At 69.9% G+C, this 15,000-nt stretch carries 22 protein-coding genes; 10 read left to right on the forward strand and 12 right to left on the reverse strand.

Annotation, left to right across the window (positions count from 1 at the left end; translation table 11 throughout):
- Positions 1 to 3 precede the first annotated feature (3 nt).
- Positions 4 to 891, reverse strand: a complete 888-nt coding sequence (gene dapA / locus NKT36_RS04760; protein WP_327052805.1) for a 4-hydroxy-tetrahydrodipicolinate synthase — start codon at positions 889 to 891, stop codon at positions 4 to 6.
- Between the two features lie 319 nt (positions 892 to 1,210).
- On the opposite strand from dapA, the gene NKT36_RS04765 reads away from it, so the two are divergent.
- Together NKT36_RS04765 and NKT36_RS04770 are read left to right on the forward strand one after the other, a co-directional pair.
- The gene (locus NKT36_RS04765) at positions 1,211 to 1,852 is read left to right on the forward strand and encodes a metallophosphoesterase family protein (RefSeq protein ID WP_327052806.1); all 642 of its coding nucleotides are present in this window, start codon (positions 1,211 to 1,213) and stop codon (positions 1,850 to 1,852) included.
- A gap of 79 nt (positions 1,853 to 1,931) precedes the next feature.
- Positions 1,932 to 2,429, forward strand: coding sequence for a LabA-like NYN domain-containing protein (locus tag NKT36_RS04770; RefSeq protein WP_327052807.1), 498 nt, complete (start codon positions 1,932 to 1,934; stop codon positions 2,427 to 2,429).
- Between the two features lies 1 nt (position 2,430).
- Here the strand turns inward: NKT36_RS04770 and NKT36_RS04775 are convergent, their stop codons facing one another.
- A complete protein-coding gene (locus NKT36_RS04775) occupies positions 2,431 to 2,610 on the reverse strand; it encodes a hypothetical protein (protein ID WP_327052808.1) in 180 nt (59 codons plus the stop codon).
- A 209-nt stretch (positions 2,611 to 2,819) separates the two neighbouring features.
- On the opposite strand from NKT36_RS04775, the gene NKT36_RS04780 reads away from it, so the two are divergent.
- From NKT36_RS04780 to NKT36_RS04790, 3 genes are all read left to right on the forward strand, one after another.
- Entirely contained in the window at positions 2,820 to 3,290 is a 471-nt protein-coding gene (locus NKT36_RS04780; RefSeq protein ID WP_327052809.1) for a PUA domain-containing protein, read from the forward strand.
- Positions 3,291 to 3,471: 181 nt separating this feature from the next.
- Entirely contained in the window at positions 3,472 to 3,864 is a 393-nt protein-coding gene (locus tag NKT36_RS04785; RefSeq protein ID WP_327052810.1) for a nascent polypeptide-associated complex protein, read from the forward strand.
- The gene (locus NKT36_RS04790; RefSeq protein ID WP_327052811.1) at positions 3,861 to 4,583 is read left to right on the forward strand and encodes a methyltransferase domain-containing protein; all 723 of its coding nucleotides are present in this window, start codon (positions 3,861 to 3,863) and stop codon (positions 4,581 to 4,583) included. The genes NKT36_RS04785 and NKT36_RS04790 overlap by 4 nt, the downstream gene beginning before the upstream one ends.
- A 505-nt stretch (positions 4,584 to 5,088) precedes the next feature.
- On the opposite strand, the gene NKT36_RS04795 is transcribed toward NKT36_RS04790, so the two are convergent.
- The 3 genes from NKT36_RS04795 to NKT36_RS04805 all read right to left on the reverse strand — a co-directional run bounded on the left by NKT36_RS04795 (position 5,089) and on the right by NKT36_RS04805 (position 5,975).
- Positions 5,089 to 5,403, reverse strand: coding sequence for a transcription factor S (locus NKT36_RS04795; protein ID WP_327052812.1), 315 nt, complete (start codon positions 5,401 to 5,403; stop codon positions 5,089 to 5,091).
- A gap of 105 nt (positions 5,404 to 5,508) precedes the next feature.
- Positions 5,509 to 5,766, reverse strand: a complete 258-nt coding sequence (locus tag NKT36_RS04800; protein WP_327052813.1) for a DUF5789 family protein — start codon at positions 5,764 to 5,766, stop codon at positions 5,509 to 5,511.
- Between the two features lie 74 nt (positions 5,767 to 5,840).
- A complete protein-coding gene (locus NKT36_RS04805) occupies positions 5,841 to 5,975 on the reverse strand; it encodes a SprT family zinc-dependent metalloprotease (protein WP_327052814.1) in 135 nt (44 codons plus the stop codon).
- Positions 5,976 to 6,068: 93 nt separating this feature from the next.
- Here NKT36_RS04805 and NKT36_RS04810 point away from each other — a divergent pair, with 93 nt between their 5' ends.
- Together NKT36_RS04810 and NKT36_RS04815 are read left to right on the forward strand one after the other, a co-directional pair.
- Positions 6,069 to 7,421 carry a nicotinate phosphoribosyltransferase gene (locus NKT36_RS04810; protein ID WP_327052815.1) on the forward strand — a complete coding sequence of 451 codons (1,353 nt, stop codon included), beginning with the start codon at positions 6,069 to 6,071 and terminating at the stop codon, positions 7,419 to 7,421.
- Entirely contained in the window at positions 7,421 to 7,636 is a 216-nt protein-coding gene (locus tag NKT36_RS04815) for a hypothetical protein (RefSeq protein WP_327052816.1), read from the forward strand. The genes NKT36_RS04810 and NKT36_RS04815 overlap by 1 nt, the downstream gene beginning before the upstream one ends.
- On the opposite strand, the gene NKT36_RS04820 is transcribed toward NKT36_RS04815, so the two are convergent.
- The gene (locus NKT36_RS04820) at positions 7,633 to 8,139 is read right to left on the reverse strand and encodes a gamma carbonic anhydrase family protein (RefSeq protein WP_327052817.1); all 507 of its coding nucleotides are present in this window, start codon (positions 8,137 to 8,139) and stop codon (positions 7,633 to 7,635) included. The genes NKT36_RS04815 and NKT36_RS04820 overlap by 4 nt on opposite strands.
- 436 nt (positions 8,140 to 8,575) lie before the next feature.
- Here NKT36_RS04820 and NKT36_RS04825 point away from each other — a divergent pair, with 436 nt between their 5' ends.
- The gene (locus NKT36_RS04825; RefSeq protein WP_327052818.1) at positions 8,576 to 9,664 is read left to right on the forward strand and encodes an aldo/keto reductase; all 1,089 of its coding nucleotides are present in this window, start codon (positions 8,576 to 8,578) and stop codon (positions 9,662 to 9,664) included.
- Here NKT36_RS04825 and NKT36_RS04830 read toward each other — a convergent pair whose 3' ends face one another.
- Complete coding sequence (locus NKT36_RS04830) at positions 9,665 to 9,832, reverse strand: HVO_0758 family zinc finger protein (protein WP_327052819.1); 168 nt, start codon at positions 9,830 to 9,832, stop codon at positions 9,665 to 9,667.
- 133 nt (positions 9,833 to 9,965) lie between these two features.
- Between NKT36_RS04830 and NKT36_RS04835 the strand changes: the two genes are divergently transcribed.
- Positions 9,966 to 10,124: a DUF7559 family protein gene (locus NKT36_RS04835; RefSeq protein ID WP_327052820.1), complete on the forward strand. Its 159-nt coding sequence runs from the start codon at positions 9,966 to 9,968 to the stop codon at positions 10,122 to 10,124.
- Entirely contained in the window at positions 10,121 to 10,513 is a 393-nt protein-coding gene (locus tag NKT36_RS04840) for an Hsp20/alpha crystallin family protein (RefSeq protein ID WP_327052821.1), read from the forward strand. Before NKT36_RS04835 ends, NKT36_RS04840 begins: the two co-directional genes overlap by 4 nt.
- A 74-nt stretch (positions 10,514 to 10,587) precedes the next feature.
- Here the strand turns inward: NKT36_RS04840 and NKT36_RS04845 are convergent, their stop codons facing one another.
- The 5 genes from NKT36_RS04845 to NKT36_RS04865 all read right to left on the reverse strand — a co-directional run bounded on the left by NKT36_RS04845 (position 10,588) and on the right by NKT36_RS04865 (position 14,979).
- Positions 10,588 to 11,703 (reverse strand): NAD(P)/FAD-dependent oxidoreductase, encoded by a 1,116-nt coding sequence (locus NKT36_RS04845; protein WP_327052822.1) that lies wholly within the window; start codon positions 11,701 to 11,703, stop codon positions 10,588 to 10,590.
- Positions 11,700 to 12,464 (reverse strand): creatininase family protein, encoded by a 765-nt coding sequence (locus tag NKT36_RS04850; protein WP_327052823.1) that lies wholly within the window; start codon positions 12,462 to 12,464, stop codon positions 11,700 to 11,702. Before NKT36_RS04850 ends, NKT36_RS04845 begins: the two co-directional genes overlap by 4 nt.
- Positions 12,465 to 12,545: 81 nt before the next feature.
- Entirely contained in the window at positions 12,546 to 13,328 is a 783-nt protein-coding gene (locus NKT36_RS04855) for a DUF7388 family protein (RefSeq protein WP_327052824.1), read from the reverse strand.
- Positions 13,329 to 13,636: 308 nt separating this feature from the next.
- Positions 13,637 to 14,371 carry a DNA-directed RNA polymerase subunit epsilon gene (locus tag NKT36_RS04860; RefSeq protein ID WP_327052825.1) on the reverse strand — a complete coding sequence of 245 codons (735 nt, stop codon included), beginning with the start codon at positions 14,369 to 14,371 and terminating at the stop codon, positions 13,637 to 13,639.
- 218 nt (positions 14,372 to 14,589) lie between these two features.
- Positions 14,590 to 14,979 carry a hypothetical protein gene (locus tag NKT36_RS04865; protein ID WP_327052826.1) on the reverse strand — a complete coding sequence of 130 codons (390 nt, stop codon included), beginning with the start codon at positions 14,977 to 14,979 and terminating at the stop codon, positions 14,590 to 14,592.
- Positions 14,980 to 15,000 lie beyond the last annotated feature (21 nt).

Raw genomic sequence — 15,000 nt, forward strand, 5'->3', positions numbered from 1 at the left:
GCGTCACGCCGATACCTCCTCGAGGTCGTCGAGGACGGCGGCGAGTTCTTCGCGGTGCTCGTCCGACAGCTCCGAGAGCGGCGAGCGCAGGGAGCCCGGGCCGTACCCGCGGATCTCCATCGCGGCCTTCACCGGGATTGGGTTCGTCTCGACGAACAGTTCGCGGAACAGCGGACCGAGTTCGTGGTGGAGTTCGCGCGCTCGCTCGTAGTCGCCGTCGAGCGCGGCGTGGACCATCTCGACGGTGCGCTCGGGTTCGACGTTCGCGACGACGCTGATGGTCCCGGTTCCGCCGATGGCGAGCAACGGCAGGGTGAGCGCGTCGTCGCCCGAGAGGACGGCGAACTCCTCGTCGGCCGTCCGCTCGATTATCTCGCCGATCTGACCGATGTCGCCGCTCGCGGCCTTGTAGCCCACGACGTTCTCGTGGTTCGCCAGCGAGACGGTCGTCTCGACGTCGACGTTCCGACCCGTGCGCGAGGGGACGTTGTAGACGATCTGCGGGCAGTCGACGGCGTCGGCGATCTCGCGGTAGTGGGCCTCCATCCCCTCGGGTTCGGGCTTGTTGTAGTACGGCGAGATGAGGAGCAGGGCGTCGGCGCCGGCGTCGACCGAGCGCTCGGAGAGTTCGAGCGCCTCGTGGGTCGAGTTGCTGCCGGTGCCGGCGATGACGGGCACGTCGACGGCGTCGGTGACGGCGTCGACGACCCGGACGTGCTCGTCGTGGGTCAGGGTCGCGCTCTCGCCGGTCGAGCCGACCGGGACGAGGCCGTCGACACCGGCGCGTTCGAGGCGGCGGGCGTCGGTTCGGAGCTGGTCGTAGTCGATGCTACCGTTGCGGAAGGGGGTCGTCATCGCGGGGTAGACCCCGCGGAGTGGTGTGTGCGTCATTGGTTCGGTGGTCGGAAACGGGTGTCGCGCTGTACAGAACGAGGATGGTCCGGGACGGGGACGCTACGCCCGCCGCGAACCGCAGGACGTGCGTTTTGTGCGTTTACCGACCGCGCTGCGGCTCGTCGCGACGGCGGTCGCGGTCGAGGCCGCAGCGAAGCGCATACTGGTTTGCCGAGCCCCGACGGTATTAGCTCTTGTGCCGCTGGCAGGTATTGTTCCCGTCGGCGGATCCGCCGACGCGCTCGTCGGGCCACGAGCCGGTACAGGGCGGGTGAACCGGCGGTCTTATGAGGCCCACTGCAGCTAGTTTCGATAGATGCTCGTCCTCGGTGACGCCCACGCCGACGACCCGGAACGGCGAGCGGCCCTGTTCGCCGCCTACCGGGAAGCAGACCCCGACGTAGCCCTGCAGCTCGGCGACCTGATGTACTACGACCTTCCGGTCCCGACGTGGTTCATCGCCGGCAACAACGAGGACTTCGACGTCATCGACGCGCTCCGGAACGGCCTCGTCAGCAACTCGCAGGTCCACAACGTCAACCTCCTCGCCAGCACCGCGGTCGACCTGCAGGGCATCCGCGTCGCCGGCCTGTCGGGCAACTTCGCACCCACGCAGTACGACCGACCCCGCGCGAACCTGGTCGACGAGCGCCGCCGCCACTTCACGCGCGAGGACGTCCAGGCGGCGATGGAACTGGCAGACGTGGACGTGCTGTTGACCCACGAAGCGCCCCACGGACTGCCCGTCTCCGAGGAGTACGACGTCGGCTGCACGTACATCGACGACCTGCTCGAGGCCCTGGAACCGCGGCTCTGTCTCGTCGGGCACCACCACGAGCACGCCGAGTCGACGTTCGGCGACACCCGCGTCGTCGGCCTCGCGCCCGCGTGGGAGCGGTACTACGCGCTCGACCCCGAGACGCTGTCGCTCGCGTCGTTCGAAACGCCGAGGCCGTGACAGGTCACGATTGGGGTCCCCTTGCCGTGGCAGGCTCCGAGTGGGAACCCCTTTATGCGAGTAGTTATCACACCAACGCATGACCGCAATCCACCCGAACCAGCGGGTCACCGTGCTGGCCGACGCGCAGAATCTCTATCATTCGGCGCAGAGCGTCTACAGTCGGAACATCGACTACTCGTCGCTACTGGAGAAGGCGACCCAGAACCGTGAACTCACCAGGGCGATCGCCTACGTCATCCGCGCCGACAGTCCCGACGAGGACACGTTCTTCGACGCGCTCGTCGACATCGGTTTCGAGACGAAGATCAAGGACCTGAAGACGTTCGGCGACGGCACGAAGAAGGCCGACTGGGACGTCGGCATCTGCATCGACGCCGTCACGCTCGCGTCGCGCGCAGACACCATCGTCCTCTGCACCGGCGACGGCGACTTCGCGCGCCTGGCTACCCACCTCCGTCACGAGGGCGTCCGGGTCGAGGTGATGGGGTTCCAGGAGTCGTCGGCCGAGGAGTTGATCGAGGCGTGCGACGAGTTCATCGACCTCAGCGAGCGAGAAGAGACGTTCCTGCTCTGACTCAGACCGGGCGGCCGTCCTCGCCTTCGGTGCCGTACGCGAGGGCACCGCCGGCGAGCGCGAGCGTGGCGACGCCACCGAGAGCGTTCATCACGAGCCCGCCACTGGACGCCGCGACGACGAAGATGAGCGCGCTCCCTGCCAGCAGGAGTCCGATTCCCAGCAGTTCTTTCGAGTTCATATCCGCGCTTACGTCCGAAGACTAATAAATCGCATCCAAAATCGGCTGACATCGTGACGGTATAACATAGCAAGGTTCTGTCGGTTGGGTATCACTCTCCCGCGCGTGCCACGTCGACTGGCCGACACGTGAACGAACCGGCGAACCGCGCCGGGGCGGAGCACCGCCGCGTCGAAGCCTTTTCACGGCCCCGCTTCGAACAACCGGCGATGACCGACGCCGACGACCTGTCCGACCTCCGGGTGACCGCCGACTACCAGTTCGGTGCCGGGGCGGGGGACGCGCTGTTTCCGCCGGACGACGACCTCACCATCCGCCGGTCGTCGTCCGGGCGACCGAGCCAGGTACACGCCGCCGCCGGGCGACTGGTGACCTACACCACCGACGGACGGTTCACGCTCGGGACCGCGGGCGGCCGCCGCCTCGCCGACGCACTCGCCGCACCTGCGGCGCGGGTCGTCGTCGGCGACGAGAGCGAGCCGTTCGTGCGCGACGGGAAGAACGTCTTCGCCAAGTTCGTCGCCGAGGTCGACCCGGCCGTCCGCCCGGACGACGAGGTGCTCGTGGTCCACGAGGAGGGCGACCTGCTCGCCGTCGGCCGGGCCGAACTCGGCGCCGACGCCATGCGCGACTTCGACACCGGCATGGCCGTCAAGGTCCGTCACGGCGTCGGCGAGTGAACGGCTCCGTCCTGGCGGCGTCGACCACCTCGTGGTGCCAGCAGTAGCGTTCGACCGGCGTGACCGAACGGAATCGCTCGTGGTCGGTCGTTACGACTCCTTCCACAGACGGCGTCGAGGATCGTCCGTTCGGCGACCGTGCTCCGCCACGCTTAACTCTCCCCATTCCGTCGATTCCCGTATGTTCGGAGGAGGCGGTGGCGGGGGGATGAATCCCCGCAAGATGAAGCAGATGATGAAGCAGATGGGCATCGACGTCGACGAACTCGACGCCGAGGAGGTCGTCATCCGGACGGCCGACGGCGAGGAACTCGTCTTCGACGCGCCCGACGTGACCCGGATGGACGCCCGCGGCCAGCAGACGTACCAGATCGTCGGCGACGCCGAGACGCGCGAAGCGTCCGCCGGCGATGCCGTCGAAGCGGAGGAAGCGGACGAGGGTGCAGCCGGCGAGATTCCCGACGCCGACGTCGAGATCGTCGCCCAGCGAGCGGGCGTCCCCGAGGACGACGCTCGCGAGGCCCTCGACGAGACCGACGGCGACCTCGCCGCGGCGGTCGAGCGACTGGAGTGACGGTCCTACTCGTCCACGGCGACCGGGAGTACCTGCGCGAACCGGGCGAGGAGCTCCAGACCGACCTGGGCGTCCTCGAAGTCCCCGAGGACGTCGAACCCGGGGACACCCTGGAGACGCATCTCGGCGAGCCGTTCACCGTCCGCAAGCTGCGCGGCCCCGACCTGTTCCACCACCTCGAACGCACGGGCGCGCCGATGATGCCGCGCGACGTCGGGCTCATCGTCGGCGAGACCGGCGTCGCGGCGGGCGACCGCGTGCTCGACGCCGGCACCGGGACCGGCGTGCTCGCGTCCTACCTCGGCCGCATCGACGCGACGGTGGTCACCTACGAGCGCGACCCCGAGTTCGCCGAGGTCGCCCGCGAGAACGTCGCGATGGCGGACGTCGACGACGTCGTCGACGTGCGGACCGGCGACCTGCTCGACCACGTCGACGACCTCGGCGGGTTCGACACGCTCACGCTCGACACGCCCGACGCCCCGGCGGTCGTCGAGCACGCACCGGACCTGCTCGACGACGGCGGGTCGCTCGCCGTCTACTCGCCGTTCGTCGAGGACGCCCGCGCCGTCGCGGAGGCGGCCCGGAGCGTCGACCTCGCGAACGTGCGCACGAAGGAGACCATCCAGCGCGAGATGGACTTCGACGAGCGCGGCACCCGCCCGTCGACCGCGGGCGTCGGCCACACCGGCTTCCTGACGTTCGCGCGCTCGGACTGACCCGGACGGTCAATCGCGACCTGTCGCACGACGGGCGGACTCACCGACGACCGGATTCTCCCGTCGTCGCCGTCTCTTCGTCCCAGTAGTGCCGACGCGATCCAGCGAAACCGCCGCACAACGAAAGCACGTCTGGTCGTCACGGCCAGCGTCGAGATAGAGCTCGGGTAGGGTGCCACGACCTCCCAGCGGTTCGACCGCCTGCGTTCGGACGGCGAGCGGGAGCTGACCGCTCTCGACCGGTGTGACAGTCTCGACATCCCGTTCACGTTCGACGTCGTCCACACCCTGCTCCCCGTCACCCCCGACTCGCTCGGCACGCTCCGCTCTCTCCCGGAAGGGCGGGACGTGGTCCGGTATCTCGCCCGGAACAACGTGGGTGACTGCGGAAGCTGCGGTCCTGATGGACGGTCACGACCGCTGGCCGTCGTGACCGCCGCCGGAACGCGTCAGCAGCGACGTCGCCGAACGGACTCCGTCAGGGCAGGCCACCTGCCGCGGAGAATCAGTGGTCGTCCTCGCGCCACTTGTGCTCGCACTCGGTACAGACGAAGAAACGCGTCTCGCTCTCGTCGGCGGCGCGGATCTGCTGCATGTACCAGTGCGCGCGGTCGTTGCCACACTCCGGACACTGGGCGTCGGTCGTCGGCAGGCCGCTGTCCTCGCCGTCGCCGGTCTCGATGACCTCGCTGGCCTCCTGGTCCTCGGTCAGGACGTACTCCGCCTCGGGGTCCTTCGGCTTCTCGTAGCCGCAGCTGCCACAGACCCAGAGGCCGTCCTCGGCTTTCATCATGGAACCGCACTCGTCACAGAACTCCATCGTTGCACCGCTGTAGCCGCGCCGCCCATTTAAGCGGCGTGCTTTCCGGCCTCGTCACGGGCCGACGGCGTCGCTGCTCGCGTTCTGCGGCGTCGTTCGCCGCGACTATCCCTCGCCCTCGGACTGGTACGGTTCGCCGACCGCCTCGCGCGGGAGCGCGTTGTGGAGTTCGGCGTCGAGGTCGTCCACCGAGTCGAACTCCTCGTCCGGGACCTTCGCGACGACGTCGCCGAGGTTGCGCTCGCCGTCGGCGAGGATCAGGGTCACGTCGTCCAGGCGTTCCGCCGCCGTCTCCCGGGTCACCGGGTACGAGAGCTGCTGGAGCTCGGACCTGACGTCGCGGAGCTTGACTGCTCGTGCCATGAGCGTGAGTATGAGCGCCGTTCGCTTAGCTGTTGAGGCGGACGTATCACCGAACGCGTTCGAACGCGAGCACCTCACCGCACGCGCTCGAACACGGTGGCCTCGCAGTTGCGACACGTCCGCCGGTTGCGCCAGTAGGTCTTCCCGCACCGGGCGCACCGCCACTTCGGTCGGAGGAGGTCGGGGACGAACCGTTCGCTCGGTTTCACACCTGTGGTAGGCAGCCGGGCGGTAAATCCCTCTCGCCGGCGTGACGGGCCGCGCCCGTACACTTTAGCCGGTCGCCGTCGTCCACGGGGACCATGACCGACGCCGAGTTCGGCTACGTCACGCCGGAGAACCTCTCGCTTTTCACCGACCGCTACGAGCTGACGATGCTCCAGGGGTACCACGCCGCCGGCCACGAGCCGCGAGCGACGTTCAGCCTCTTCTTCCGCGACCTGCCGCCCGACCGCGGGTACGTCGTCGCGGCGGGGCTGGAGCAGGTCGTCGACTACGTCGAGACGCTGTCGTTCGGCGAGCGGGCGCTCGACCACCTCGCGGAGCGGGGGTTCGAGGCGGACTTCCTCGACCGGCTGGCGGACTTCGAGTTCAGCGGCGAACTCCGCGCCCTGCCCGAGGGGACGCCGGTGTTCCCGGACGAACCACTGCTGGAGGTGACCGGCCCCATCTTCGAGGCGCAACTGCTGGAGACGCTGCTCATCAACCAGGTCGCCTTCCAGAGCCTCGTGGCGACGAAGGCGGCCCGGATGGCGGAGGCGGTCGACCGGCACGGCGACGACCAGTCGCTCGTCGACTTCGGCTCGCGGCGCGCCCACGGCACCGACGCCGGGATGAAGGCGGCCCGCGCGGCCTACGTCGGCGGGGTCGACGGCACCTCGAACGTCGCCGCGGGCGAGGCGTTCGACCTCCCCACGTACGGTACGATGGCCCACTCGTGGGTCCAGAGCTTCCCCAGCGAGCGCGCCTCCTTCGAGGCCTTCGTCGAGGAGTACGGCGACGATTCCGTCCTGCTCGTCGACACCTACGACACCGTCGAGGGCGCGAGGCTCGCGATGGACGTCGCCGACGAGTACGACGCGAAGGTCGGCGTCCGCCTCGACTCCGGCGACCTCGTCGCGCTCTCGACGGCGGTCGTGGACGTCGTCGACGGCGACATCTTCGTCTCCTCCGGCATTGACGAGTACAAGATCGCCCGGTTCCTGCAGGAGGGCGGCGTGGCGACCGGGTTCGGCCCCGGCACGTCGCTGACGACGAGCCGCGACGCCCCGTCGCTCGACGCCGTCTACAAGCTCGTCGCGGTCGAGGAGGACGGCGAGATGCGCCCGAGCATGAAGCTCTCGGCGGGCAAGACCACCTACCCCGGCGCGAAGAGCGTCCGCCGCATCGCCGGCGACGACGGCCCCGAACGCGACGTGCTGGCGCTGCGCGGCGAGGACGGGTCGGGCGAGGAGCTGCTCGTGACGGTGTTCGCCGACGGCGAGCGCGTCTACGACCTGCCGGGGCTCGACGCCATCCAGGACCGGACGCGCGAGCGCCGGCGTCGGCTACCCCACGGCTGTCGCGACCTGCGCGACCCCGCGAGCTACCGGGTCGACGTGAGCGACGACCTCCAGGCGGCAACGGACGACCTCGCCGCGGAACTACGAGAGTGATGGCCGACGGAGACGGGCGGATACCCCCACAGGAGCGACTGACCGGGGTCGTCATCTGGCTGCTCGCCATCGCCGGTGCCGCCTACGCGCTCGACCTGCTGGGCCTGCTGACGGTGCCGGTGGCGACTGCCGTCCCGCTGCTGGCGCTCGGCGGCGCGCTCACCGTCTTCGTCGAGACGTTCCTGCGGTACTTCGCCGTCGGTCGCCTCTTCTAGTCGAACAGTTCCTCGTGTCGCCCGGCGAGGTGGGTGTAGGCGCCCGACGAGTAGTCCTCGAAGATGGTCTCGGGGGCGACGGACGTCTCCGCGAGCGGGGTCACCCTTGCCGGCACGCCGCGGGCGAACGACTCCGACGGAATCTCGTACTCCTCGGGGACCACGGTGCCGGCGGCGACGATGCTGCGCTCGCCGACGGACCCGCCCATGAGCGTCGCGTTGAACCCGACGAGCGCGCCGTCGCCCACCTCGGCGTCGTTGCAGACCGCGCCGTGGCCGACCATCACGCGGTCGCCCGCGACGGTCGCGTGCAGGACCGCGTTGTCGCCGACGTGCGACTCAGCACCCACCCGGACCGGCGCGACGTCGCCCCGCAGGACCGCACCGGGCCAGACGCTCGCGTCCGCGCCCACCTCGACGTCACCCACCAGCGTCGCGTCGCGGGCGACCTGCGCGCTCTCGTCGACCGCGGGACCGTTCCCCTCGAACTCGTACCGAACCATGGGAGGGCCACGACGTCCAGCCCCCTGTACGTTGTCCCCGGAACGGGAGGGAAACCCGGCATCGCGCAGTCGTACTTCTGTGATGGTTGTGACGACCTCGAAAGCTCCCGTTTCGGCCGGCCGGACAAGCGACACTGGGTGGGACTGAAAGGGGCCGCGGGCTCGACGAACCTGGACGAAGCAAGCACCGCAGCCGCCGCAGGCGGCGAGGAGCGCAGCGAGGGTCCCGTGAGCGCAGCGAACGGGACGACGGACGACGAGCGGAGCGGGTCGTCCAGAACCCGGGAGTCGAGCACGCGGGGGCTTTCGGAAGCGTCATGGTCATTTCAGCACCCGAACCCTGCTCGACTGACGCCACTCTCCTGGACCTGCCGTCTCCCAACCGTCGTCCAGAAGACTCCGCGCGCTTATACGGCCGTGCCACGAACGCGCCCACATGGCGACCGACGACGGCACCTACGAGTACCAGGGACGGTTCGGCGACGAGTTCGGGCGCACCTACTTCCGGCGACTGGACGACCTGGCGGTCTCCAGCGTCGGCCTCGGCACCTACCTCGGCGACCCGACCGACGCAGTAGACGACGACTACCGCGAGGCCATCACGACCGCGCTGGAGAGCGGCGTCAACGTCGTCGACACGGCCATCAACTACCGCTGCCAGCGCAGCGAGCGCGTCGTCGGCGAAGCCATCGCGGACGCCGATGTCGACCGCGACGAGGTGTTCGTCGCGACGAAGGGCGGCTTCGTCCCCTTCGACGGCGAGCGGCCCGACGACCCCGGCACGTACGTCCGCGAGGAGTTCGTCGAGCCCGGACTCGTCGACGCCGACGACCTCGCGCGCGGCAGCCACGCCATCGCGCCGGAGTTCGTCGACACCCAGCTCGACTGGTCGCTCGACAATCTCGGGCTCGACAGCGTCGACCTCTACTACGTCCACAACCCCGAAACGCAACTCAACGCTCGCTCGCGCGAGGCGGTCTACGACCAGCTCGAGGAGACGTTCACGCGGCTGGAGAAACGCGCCGCGGCGGGCGACCTGGACCGCTACGGCGTGGCGACCTGGACGGCCTTCCGCGTCCCTCGCGACCACGACGACTACCTCTCGCTGCCCGAGGTCGTCTCGCGCGCCCGCAAGGCCGCGAAGCGAGCGGAGAACACGGCGACGCACTTCCGCGCCATCCAGTTGCCGTTCAACGTCCACATGGCCGACGGGTTCACCGTCGAGTCCCAGCAGGGGCCGGAGGGCGACCAGAGCGCGCTCTGGTTCGCCCACGAGGCCGGTCTGAACGTCTTCACGAGTGCCAGCATCGGCCAGGGTGACCTCGCGAGAGGACTGCCGGAGGACGTCGACGAGCGCCTGGCCGGGGAGACGGCCGCCCAGCGCGCCATCAACTTCGCGCGGAGCGCGCCCGGCGTCACCTGCTCGCTGGTCGGCGCGAGCGACGTCGAACACGTCCGCGAGAACGTCGACGCCGGGCGCTACGACCCGATGGGTGCCGACGCCTTCGACGCGGTCTTCGAGTAGCTACAGCTCCTTCCACTCGGCGCCACACTCCGGACAGTACTTGACCGTGAACACCTCGTCCGGGTCGTTGCGGGTCTTCACCGACTCGTCGCACTCCGTGCAGGTGAGCCGTCCGTAGGTGTCCTTCTCGACCTCGCCGTCGCGCAGCGCGCTCCGGACAGAGTTCATAGTTCTGTCATCGCTCGCCGAGTAACAAAAAGTCACCGGGCACTCTCACTCGTGGGAACGCCACACAGCGAGACGACCCGCAGTACGACCGGAGTCCGCGCGTTTATTAGTCGCCCGGCCGTTATCTTCGGGCATGCCCGCGACGCTCGAGGTGAAATGCACGGATGGGGGCTGTGAACTGGACATGTTCGAGTTGCACTACACGTACGACATGCCGGACGACGTGGGCGTGAGCGACTTCCAGTGTCCGTACTGCGGCGGCACCGACTGCCTGGAGGAGATCGAGCTATGACGCTCCGGGACATCGGCCGCTCGGTCGGCAACGCCGTCTTCCAGCGGGTGGGCCGCGCCGCGAGCAGGATGCAGGAGTCGCGCCCGCTGCCCGCCGACCTGCTGGAGAGCGACGACGCCTACCTCGTCGTCTTCGACGCGCCCGGCGCCACCGGCAGCGACGTCCAGGTCCGGTTCGCCGACGGCGCGGTGCTGGTCCGCGTCGACCGGTTCCGCGAGTTCCACGAGGGCTACGGCATGGTGTTCCCCGGCCGCGGCATGTCGCTCGACGGCGAGGTCGAACTCCCCGCCGACGCCGACGTCGACCCCACCGCCGCGAACGCGACCCTGACCGACGCCGGCACGCTCCAGGTCCGCATCCCCAAGGAATCCGCCGAAGAAGAATCGTAGACGGCGTTCTTCGACTGCCGGTCTCCCTCCTTATCACTCCGTTCTCGACGCGACCCCCAACTCGTAGCCGCCAGCTACTCCACGGTCATCCCCTCGACGACGTCGAACTCCTCGTCGCCGTCGAACCGCGTCGGGTCGAACTCCGGAATTCCGCCCTCGCCGAGCACGTCCAGCGCGACGGCCTCCCCGAGCGCCGGGGTGCGCATGAACCCGTGGCCCTGCCATCCCGCCGCGACGTACAGGCCGTCGCGGAGTTCGCCCAGTAGCGGGTCGCGGTCGGGCGTGGCGGTACAGAGGCCGGCCCAGGTGCGCTCGACGTCGGACTCCGCGACGGCGTCCTCGGCGAGTCGACGGTCGAGGCGCTCGACCATGGTCTCGCGGAAGTCGTCGTCGCCCGCGCGCTTCCAGTCGTCGGGGTCGCTCTCGACGTACTCGGTGCCGTCCCCGCCCAGCACCCCCGTCGGGTGCGTGCGGAGGTAGTACCCCTCGGTCGCGTCGTACAGCATCGGCACGTCCGCGTCGACGTCCACAGTGAGCGCCTGCACGCGGTAGGGCTTCAGCGGGACGGCGATTCCGGCGTCCGCGAGCACGCGCTTCGTGTGCGCGCCGGCGGCGACGACCACGGCGTCGAAGCGAGTCTCGCCGTCGGCGGTCACGACGCGCAGCGGGTCGGTGCGAACCGCGGCCGGCGCGTCCGTCCTGATTTCCGCGTCCGCTTCTTCGGCCGCGTCGGCCATCGCCGTCGCGTAGGTCGCGGGGTCGGTCCGGCCCGCGTTCCGCGCGACGGCGGCGACCACGACGTCGTCGACGTCCAGCGCGGGGTAGCGTTCGGCGAGGTCGGCGGCGTCGGCGAACTCGACGTCGCGGCCCGCCGCCTGCATCCGCGGGACCTGCTCGCGGATGGCGGTCGCCCGTCTCTCGTCGCCCTCGCGGGCGAACCAGACGTACGGCGTCTCGACGAACTCGAAGTCGCCGGTGCCCGAAAAGTCGCGGAAGCGCTCGATTGCCCGGTCGCCGACGCGGGCGTCCTCCGGCGCGGCGAAGGCGTCGTACAGCAGGCCGGAGGCCCGGCCCGTGCTCCCGCTGCCGATGTCTCCTTTCTCTAACAGCGTCACGTCCGCGCCGCGAACGGCGAGGTCGCGGGCCGCCGTCACGCCCACCGCACCGCCGCCGACGACGCCGACCCTCATCGGTGAGCCTCCGGCCAGAGCGCGTCGAGGTCGCGGTCGCCCAGCCAGTCGACGAGCGCGGCGAGCTCCTCCGTCGCCCGGTCGAACAGTTCTTCGCCTGCCTCGCGAGAGGCGTTCGTCGGCCGGCCGACCGCGCCGCTGTCGGAGAAGTCCGCGGTGTCGAGGCCGACGTTCGCGCCGTGGACGCGCTCGCCCCACGAGTCGCTCGCGCCCGCCTCGGCGTCGGCCAGCGCCGCCTCGCGGACGAGGTCCTCCGCGACGGCCAGCACCATGCTCGACTCCACCTCGTCGGCGTGGCCCAGCGACGTGTCGAACAGCTCCGCGATGAGGTCGTCGAGGCCGCTCCACCAGTTCCACGACGGCGCGAACGCCACCTCGGACTGCCGGAGGTCGCGGGCCACCCGCTTGAGCGCGTCGTCGTTGCCACCGTGGCCGTTGACGACGACGGCCTTCCGGACGCCGTGGCTGGCGACGCTGGCGACGACGTCGCGCACGTACGCCTCGAACGTCTCCGGGTCGGTCCACAGCGTCCCGTCGAACTGGCGGTGGTGTTCGCTCACGCCGACGGGGACCGTCGGCAGGACGACGACCTCCTCGCGGTCGGCCAGCTCGCGTGCGACCGCCTCGGCCGCGAGGAAGTCAGTCCCGAGCGGGAGCGCCGGCCCGTGCTGTTCCACGCTCCCGGTGGGCAGGAGCGCGACCTCGGCCTCGGCGAGCGCGTCACTCGCCGTCGTGGTCGTGCGTTCGGCTAGCAGGGTCACGGGAAAGAGTCGGAGCGGCGGAACTTAGGATTGCGTGTCGCGGCAGGCCGACGGCGGACGCTCTCGACTGGCGGTCGCGCCTCAGTCGAGGAACGCCTCGATGCCCCGCGCGGGGTAGCCGACGGCGAGGTCCGCGCCGGCCGACTTCAGGTCGGCGACGTGCTCGCGGACCGTCTCGGCCGTCCCGACCAGCGCGAAGTCGCCGCTCGCCGCGAGCAGCACCTCGCGCGCCCGTCCCGTCGCACTGCTGTCGGTCGCCGCGTCGTCGGGCAGCGCCCGCGCCACGGGCGGGCGCCGGGAGACGTACGCACCGACTGCGTCGAGCACGGCGTCCTCGTCGTCGGTCAGCACCGTGGGCGCGTACACGGCGACGTCGCCGGTGAAGCCGGCCGCCCGGAGCGCGTTCAGGTCGCGCACCGTCGACCGCGACAGGAGTTCGAACTGCGTCGCGCCGGTCGCGAGCGCCATCCGCTCGACGCTCTCCGTGCCGACCCACGCGTCGGCGTCCTCCTCGACGGCCGCCCCGAGCCGGGGCGCGACCGCCCGCGACTGCTCGTCGTCGGTCAGGTACGCCGGGTGGCCCGCGACGAGCACCCGACCCACGGACGCGGGTAGTCGGCGGACGAGCGCGTCGTCGCCGAGCGGGTCGAAGCCGTCGGCCCGGACGGGCGTCGTCAGGCGGACGTCCAGTTCGTCGGCGAGCGCAGCGAGCGTCTCCTCGTCGGGCAGGTGCTCGCGGCCCTCGTAGTCGATGGTGACCGTGTCGAGCGGGAGCTCCGTCGCTCGGCGGACGTCGCACTCGGCGGGCTTCAGCGCCGCGGCGTCGATACCCGTGTGCGCGACGGCGTCGCCGCTGGTCAGCATCGGCACGCACCTCCCATAATCAGAGCTAGTCGTCTACTGTTCGTGCGGAACGCGATCCATCGTCTGTGCGACCATGTACTCCCTCGTAACCCGGGGCGTGTCAAAAGGGTGTCGGCACCTGCAACGATTCGAAACGCCGGCGCGGTCGACCGCGGCGTCATTTAAGTGCTTCTGGCGACAACGGGTAGATACGAGGACAGTGCGGTTCTGCGGCACTCGAACGACTCCGGGCGGCAGCGTTCTCGGGCGGTTCTCGCAAAGCGTTCTCCGACGGTTCTCACGACTTCGTTCTCGCTGTCGTCCCGTCGTCACTCTGCGTCCGGTCGTTCGTCGGCCGGCAGGTCGTCCCGGCGCTCCGTCAGACTCGGGAGGTTCGGGTCGCGGTAGGGGTTGCGACCGTAGACCGCGCCCTCGAGGTCCTGTTCGTCGATCTGTTCCTTCAGCGTGCGACGGAGGCGGTTCAGGCTCGTGACGTCGAGGCCGTGGCGCTCGGCGAGTTCGGTGAAGCGGTCCTCGTCGGTGACCGAGCGGAACTGGTCGTAGAGGTCGGTCAGTCGCTCGGGCGGGAGGTCGTTGATCCACTCCTGGTCGTCCAGACCGAGGTAGTGCTCGCGCTCGCGGTCGACGACGTGCCGGATGACGACGAGCGCGACCTTCGGGATGGCGCGCTGGCTGCCGAAGGCGGTGAGGTCGAGGTCGGCCATGATGCCGATGACGCAGTCGCGCTGCCACGGCGTCAGCGACAGGTCGTTGCAGAGCGCGTGGCTGATGCGCACCTTGTCGAGTCGGTGCACGCGCTTGCTGTGGCCGGCCATCGCCGAGTGGCGCTCCTCGTGGAGTCGACGGACGTTCTCCGAGAGGTCGGCGTCGGGCGACTCTGCGCGACCGATCTGTGTCGCGCTCGGCGTCACCGGTCCCCAGCGGCGCACCGTCTCGTCGCGCTGGAGGTCGGCGCGGCTGACGACACTGTCGCCGGGACGCTGGCTGAAGGGCCGTTCGGGAGGATGCCGGTCGTCGACGGCGGGGTCCGGAACGCCGGTCATAGTCAGCCCTTTCTCTCCGAGGATAGTTCAAAGGCACGTCTCTGTCGGCGAAGGGTGACAGCCGGCTGGTACGACGACCGTCCGTCGGCGCGCACGGTCGACCTCTGTCAGACCCGGAGCTGTCGCTTCCTGTCGAGAGGAGCCCGGAGAACGATCGTCTTCCGCTCGTATCTACTCCTTGTCGCCAGAAGCACTTAAATCGCGAGCGGTCGGGACGGTCATCGGCGGGCGAGGTCGTACGCCAGCGTCACGGTCGTCAGGAAGACGCCCAACGCGAGCACCGGGACGATGGGGTTCAGGCCCACGCTACACGCCGACGCGGCCGAGTCCCCACAGGTTCGCGCCGGACCGAGGCCGGCGAACAGCGCGAGGAACCCACCGCCGGACGCGAGCGCCGCTCCGCGTCGCGGCCAGTCGTCCATCCGGAGGCCGCGCGCGAACTGGACGACGAACCCTGCACCGGGCAGTGCGTACGTCGCCAGGACGGGAAGGCCGAGGAGTCCGAACAGGAGCGACGCGAGCGCGGCGGCAACGACGAACGCCAGCGAAACCGAGAGTCCGGCCGCCAGGAAGGTCTGCGGACCGTTTCGTCCATGGGCGTCGCTCATCCGGTTTCACCACGGCCGTCC

It is taken from the genome of Halomicrococcus gelatinilyticus (assembly GCA_024227995.1).
Lineage (GTDB): Archaea > Halobacteriota > Halobacteria > Halobacteriales > Haladaptataceae > Halomicrococcus > Halomicrococcus gelatinilyticus.

Excerpts from the sequence above, each read along its gene's own strand:
- NKT36_RS04770 (WP_327052807.1), top strand. The coding sequence starts at position 1,932 with ATGACCGCAATCCACCCGAACCAGCGGGTCACCGTGCTGGCCGACGCG.
- NKT36_RS04825 (WP_327052818.1), top strand. The coding sequence starts at position 8,576 with ATGGCGACCGACGACGGCACCTACGAGTACCAGGGACGGTTCGGCGAC.
- dapA (WP_327052805.1), bottom strand. The coding sequence starts at position 891 with ATGACGCACACACCACTCCGCGGGGTCTACCCCGCGATGACGACCCCC.
- NKT36_RS04795 (WP_327052812.1), bottom strand. The coding sequence starts at position 5,403 with ATGGAGTTCTGTGACGAGTGCGGTTCCATGATGAAAGCCGAGGACGGC.
- NKT36_RS04845 (WP_327052822.1), bottom strand. The coding sequence starts at position 11,703 with ATGAGGGTCGGCGTCGTCGGCGGCGGTGCGGTGGGCGTGACGGCGGCC.
- NKT36_RS04815 (WP_327052816.1), top strand. The coding sequence starts at position 7,421 with ATGGCCGACGGAGACGGGCGGATACCCCCACAGGAGCGACTGACCGGG.
- NKT36_RS04785 (WP_327052810.1), top strand. The coding sequence starts at position 3,472 with ATGTTCGGAGGAGGCGGTGGCGGGGGGATGAATCCCCGCAAGATGAAG.
- NKT36_RS04835 (WP_327052820.1), top strand. The coding sequence starts at position 9,966 with ATGCCCGCGACGCTCGAGGTGAAATGCACGGATGGGGGCTGTGAACTG.
- NKT36_RS04780 (WP_327052809.1), top strand. The coding sequence starts at position 2,820 with ATGACCGACGCCGACGACCTGTCCGACCTCCGGGTGACCGCCGACTAC.
- NKT36_RS04855 (WP_327052824.1), bottom strand. The coding sequence starts at position 13,328 with ATGCTGACCAGCGGCGACGCCGTCGCGCACACGGGTATCGACGCCGCG.
- NKT36_RS04775 (WP_327052808.1), bottom strand. The coding sequence starts at position 2,610 with ATGAACTCGAAAGAACTGCTGGGAATCGGACTCCTGCTGGCAGGGAGC.
- NKT36_RS04810 (WP_327052815.1), top strand. The coding sequence starts at position 6,069 with ATGACCGACGCCGAGTTCGGCTACGTCACGCCGGAGAACCTCTCGCTT.
- NKT36_RS04830 (WP_327052819.1), bottom strand. The coding sequence starts at position 9,832 with ATGAACTCTGTCCGGAGCGCGCTGCGCGACGGCGAGGTCGAGAAGGAC.
- NKT36_RS04860 (WP_327052825.1), bottom strand. The coding sequence starts at position 14,371 with ATGACCGGCGTTCCGGACCCCGCCGTCGACGACCGGCATCCTCCCGAA.
- NKT36_RS04840 (WP_327052821.1), top strand. The coding sequence starts at position 10,121 with ATGACGCTCCGGGACATCGGCCGCTCGGTCGGCAACGCCGTCTTCCAG.
- NKT36_RS04865 (WP_327052826.1), bottom strand. The coding sequence starts at position 14,979 with ATGAGCGACGCCCATGGACGAAACGGTCCGCAGACCTTCCTGGCGGCC.
- NKT36_RS04820 (WP_327052817.1), bottom strand. The coding sequence starts at position 8,139 with ATGGTTCGGTACGAGTTCGAGGGGAACGGTCCCGCGGTCGACGAGAGC.
- NKT36_RS04800 (WP_327052813.1), bottom strand. The coding sequence starts at position 5,766 with ATGGCACGAGCAGTCAAGCTCCGCGACGTCAGGTCCGAGCTCCAGCAG.
- NKT36_RS04765 (WP_327052806.1), top strand. The coding sequence starts at position 1,211 with ATGCTCGTCCTCGGTGACGCCCACGCCGACGACCCGGAACGGCGAGCG.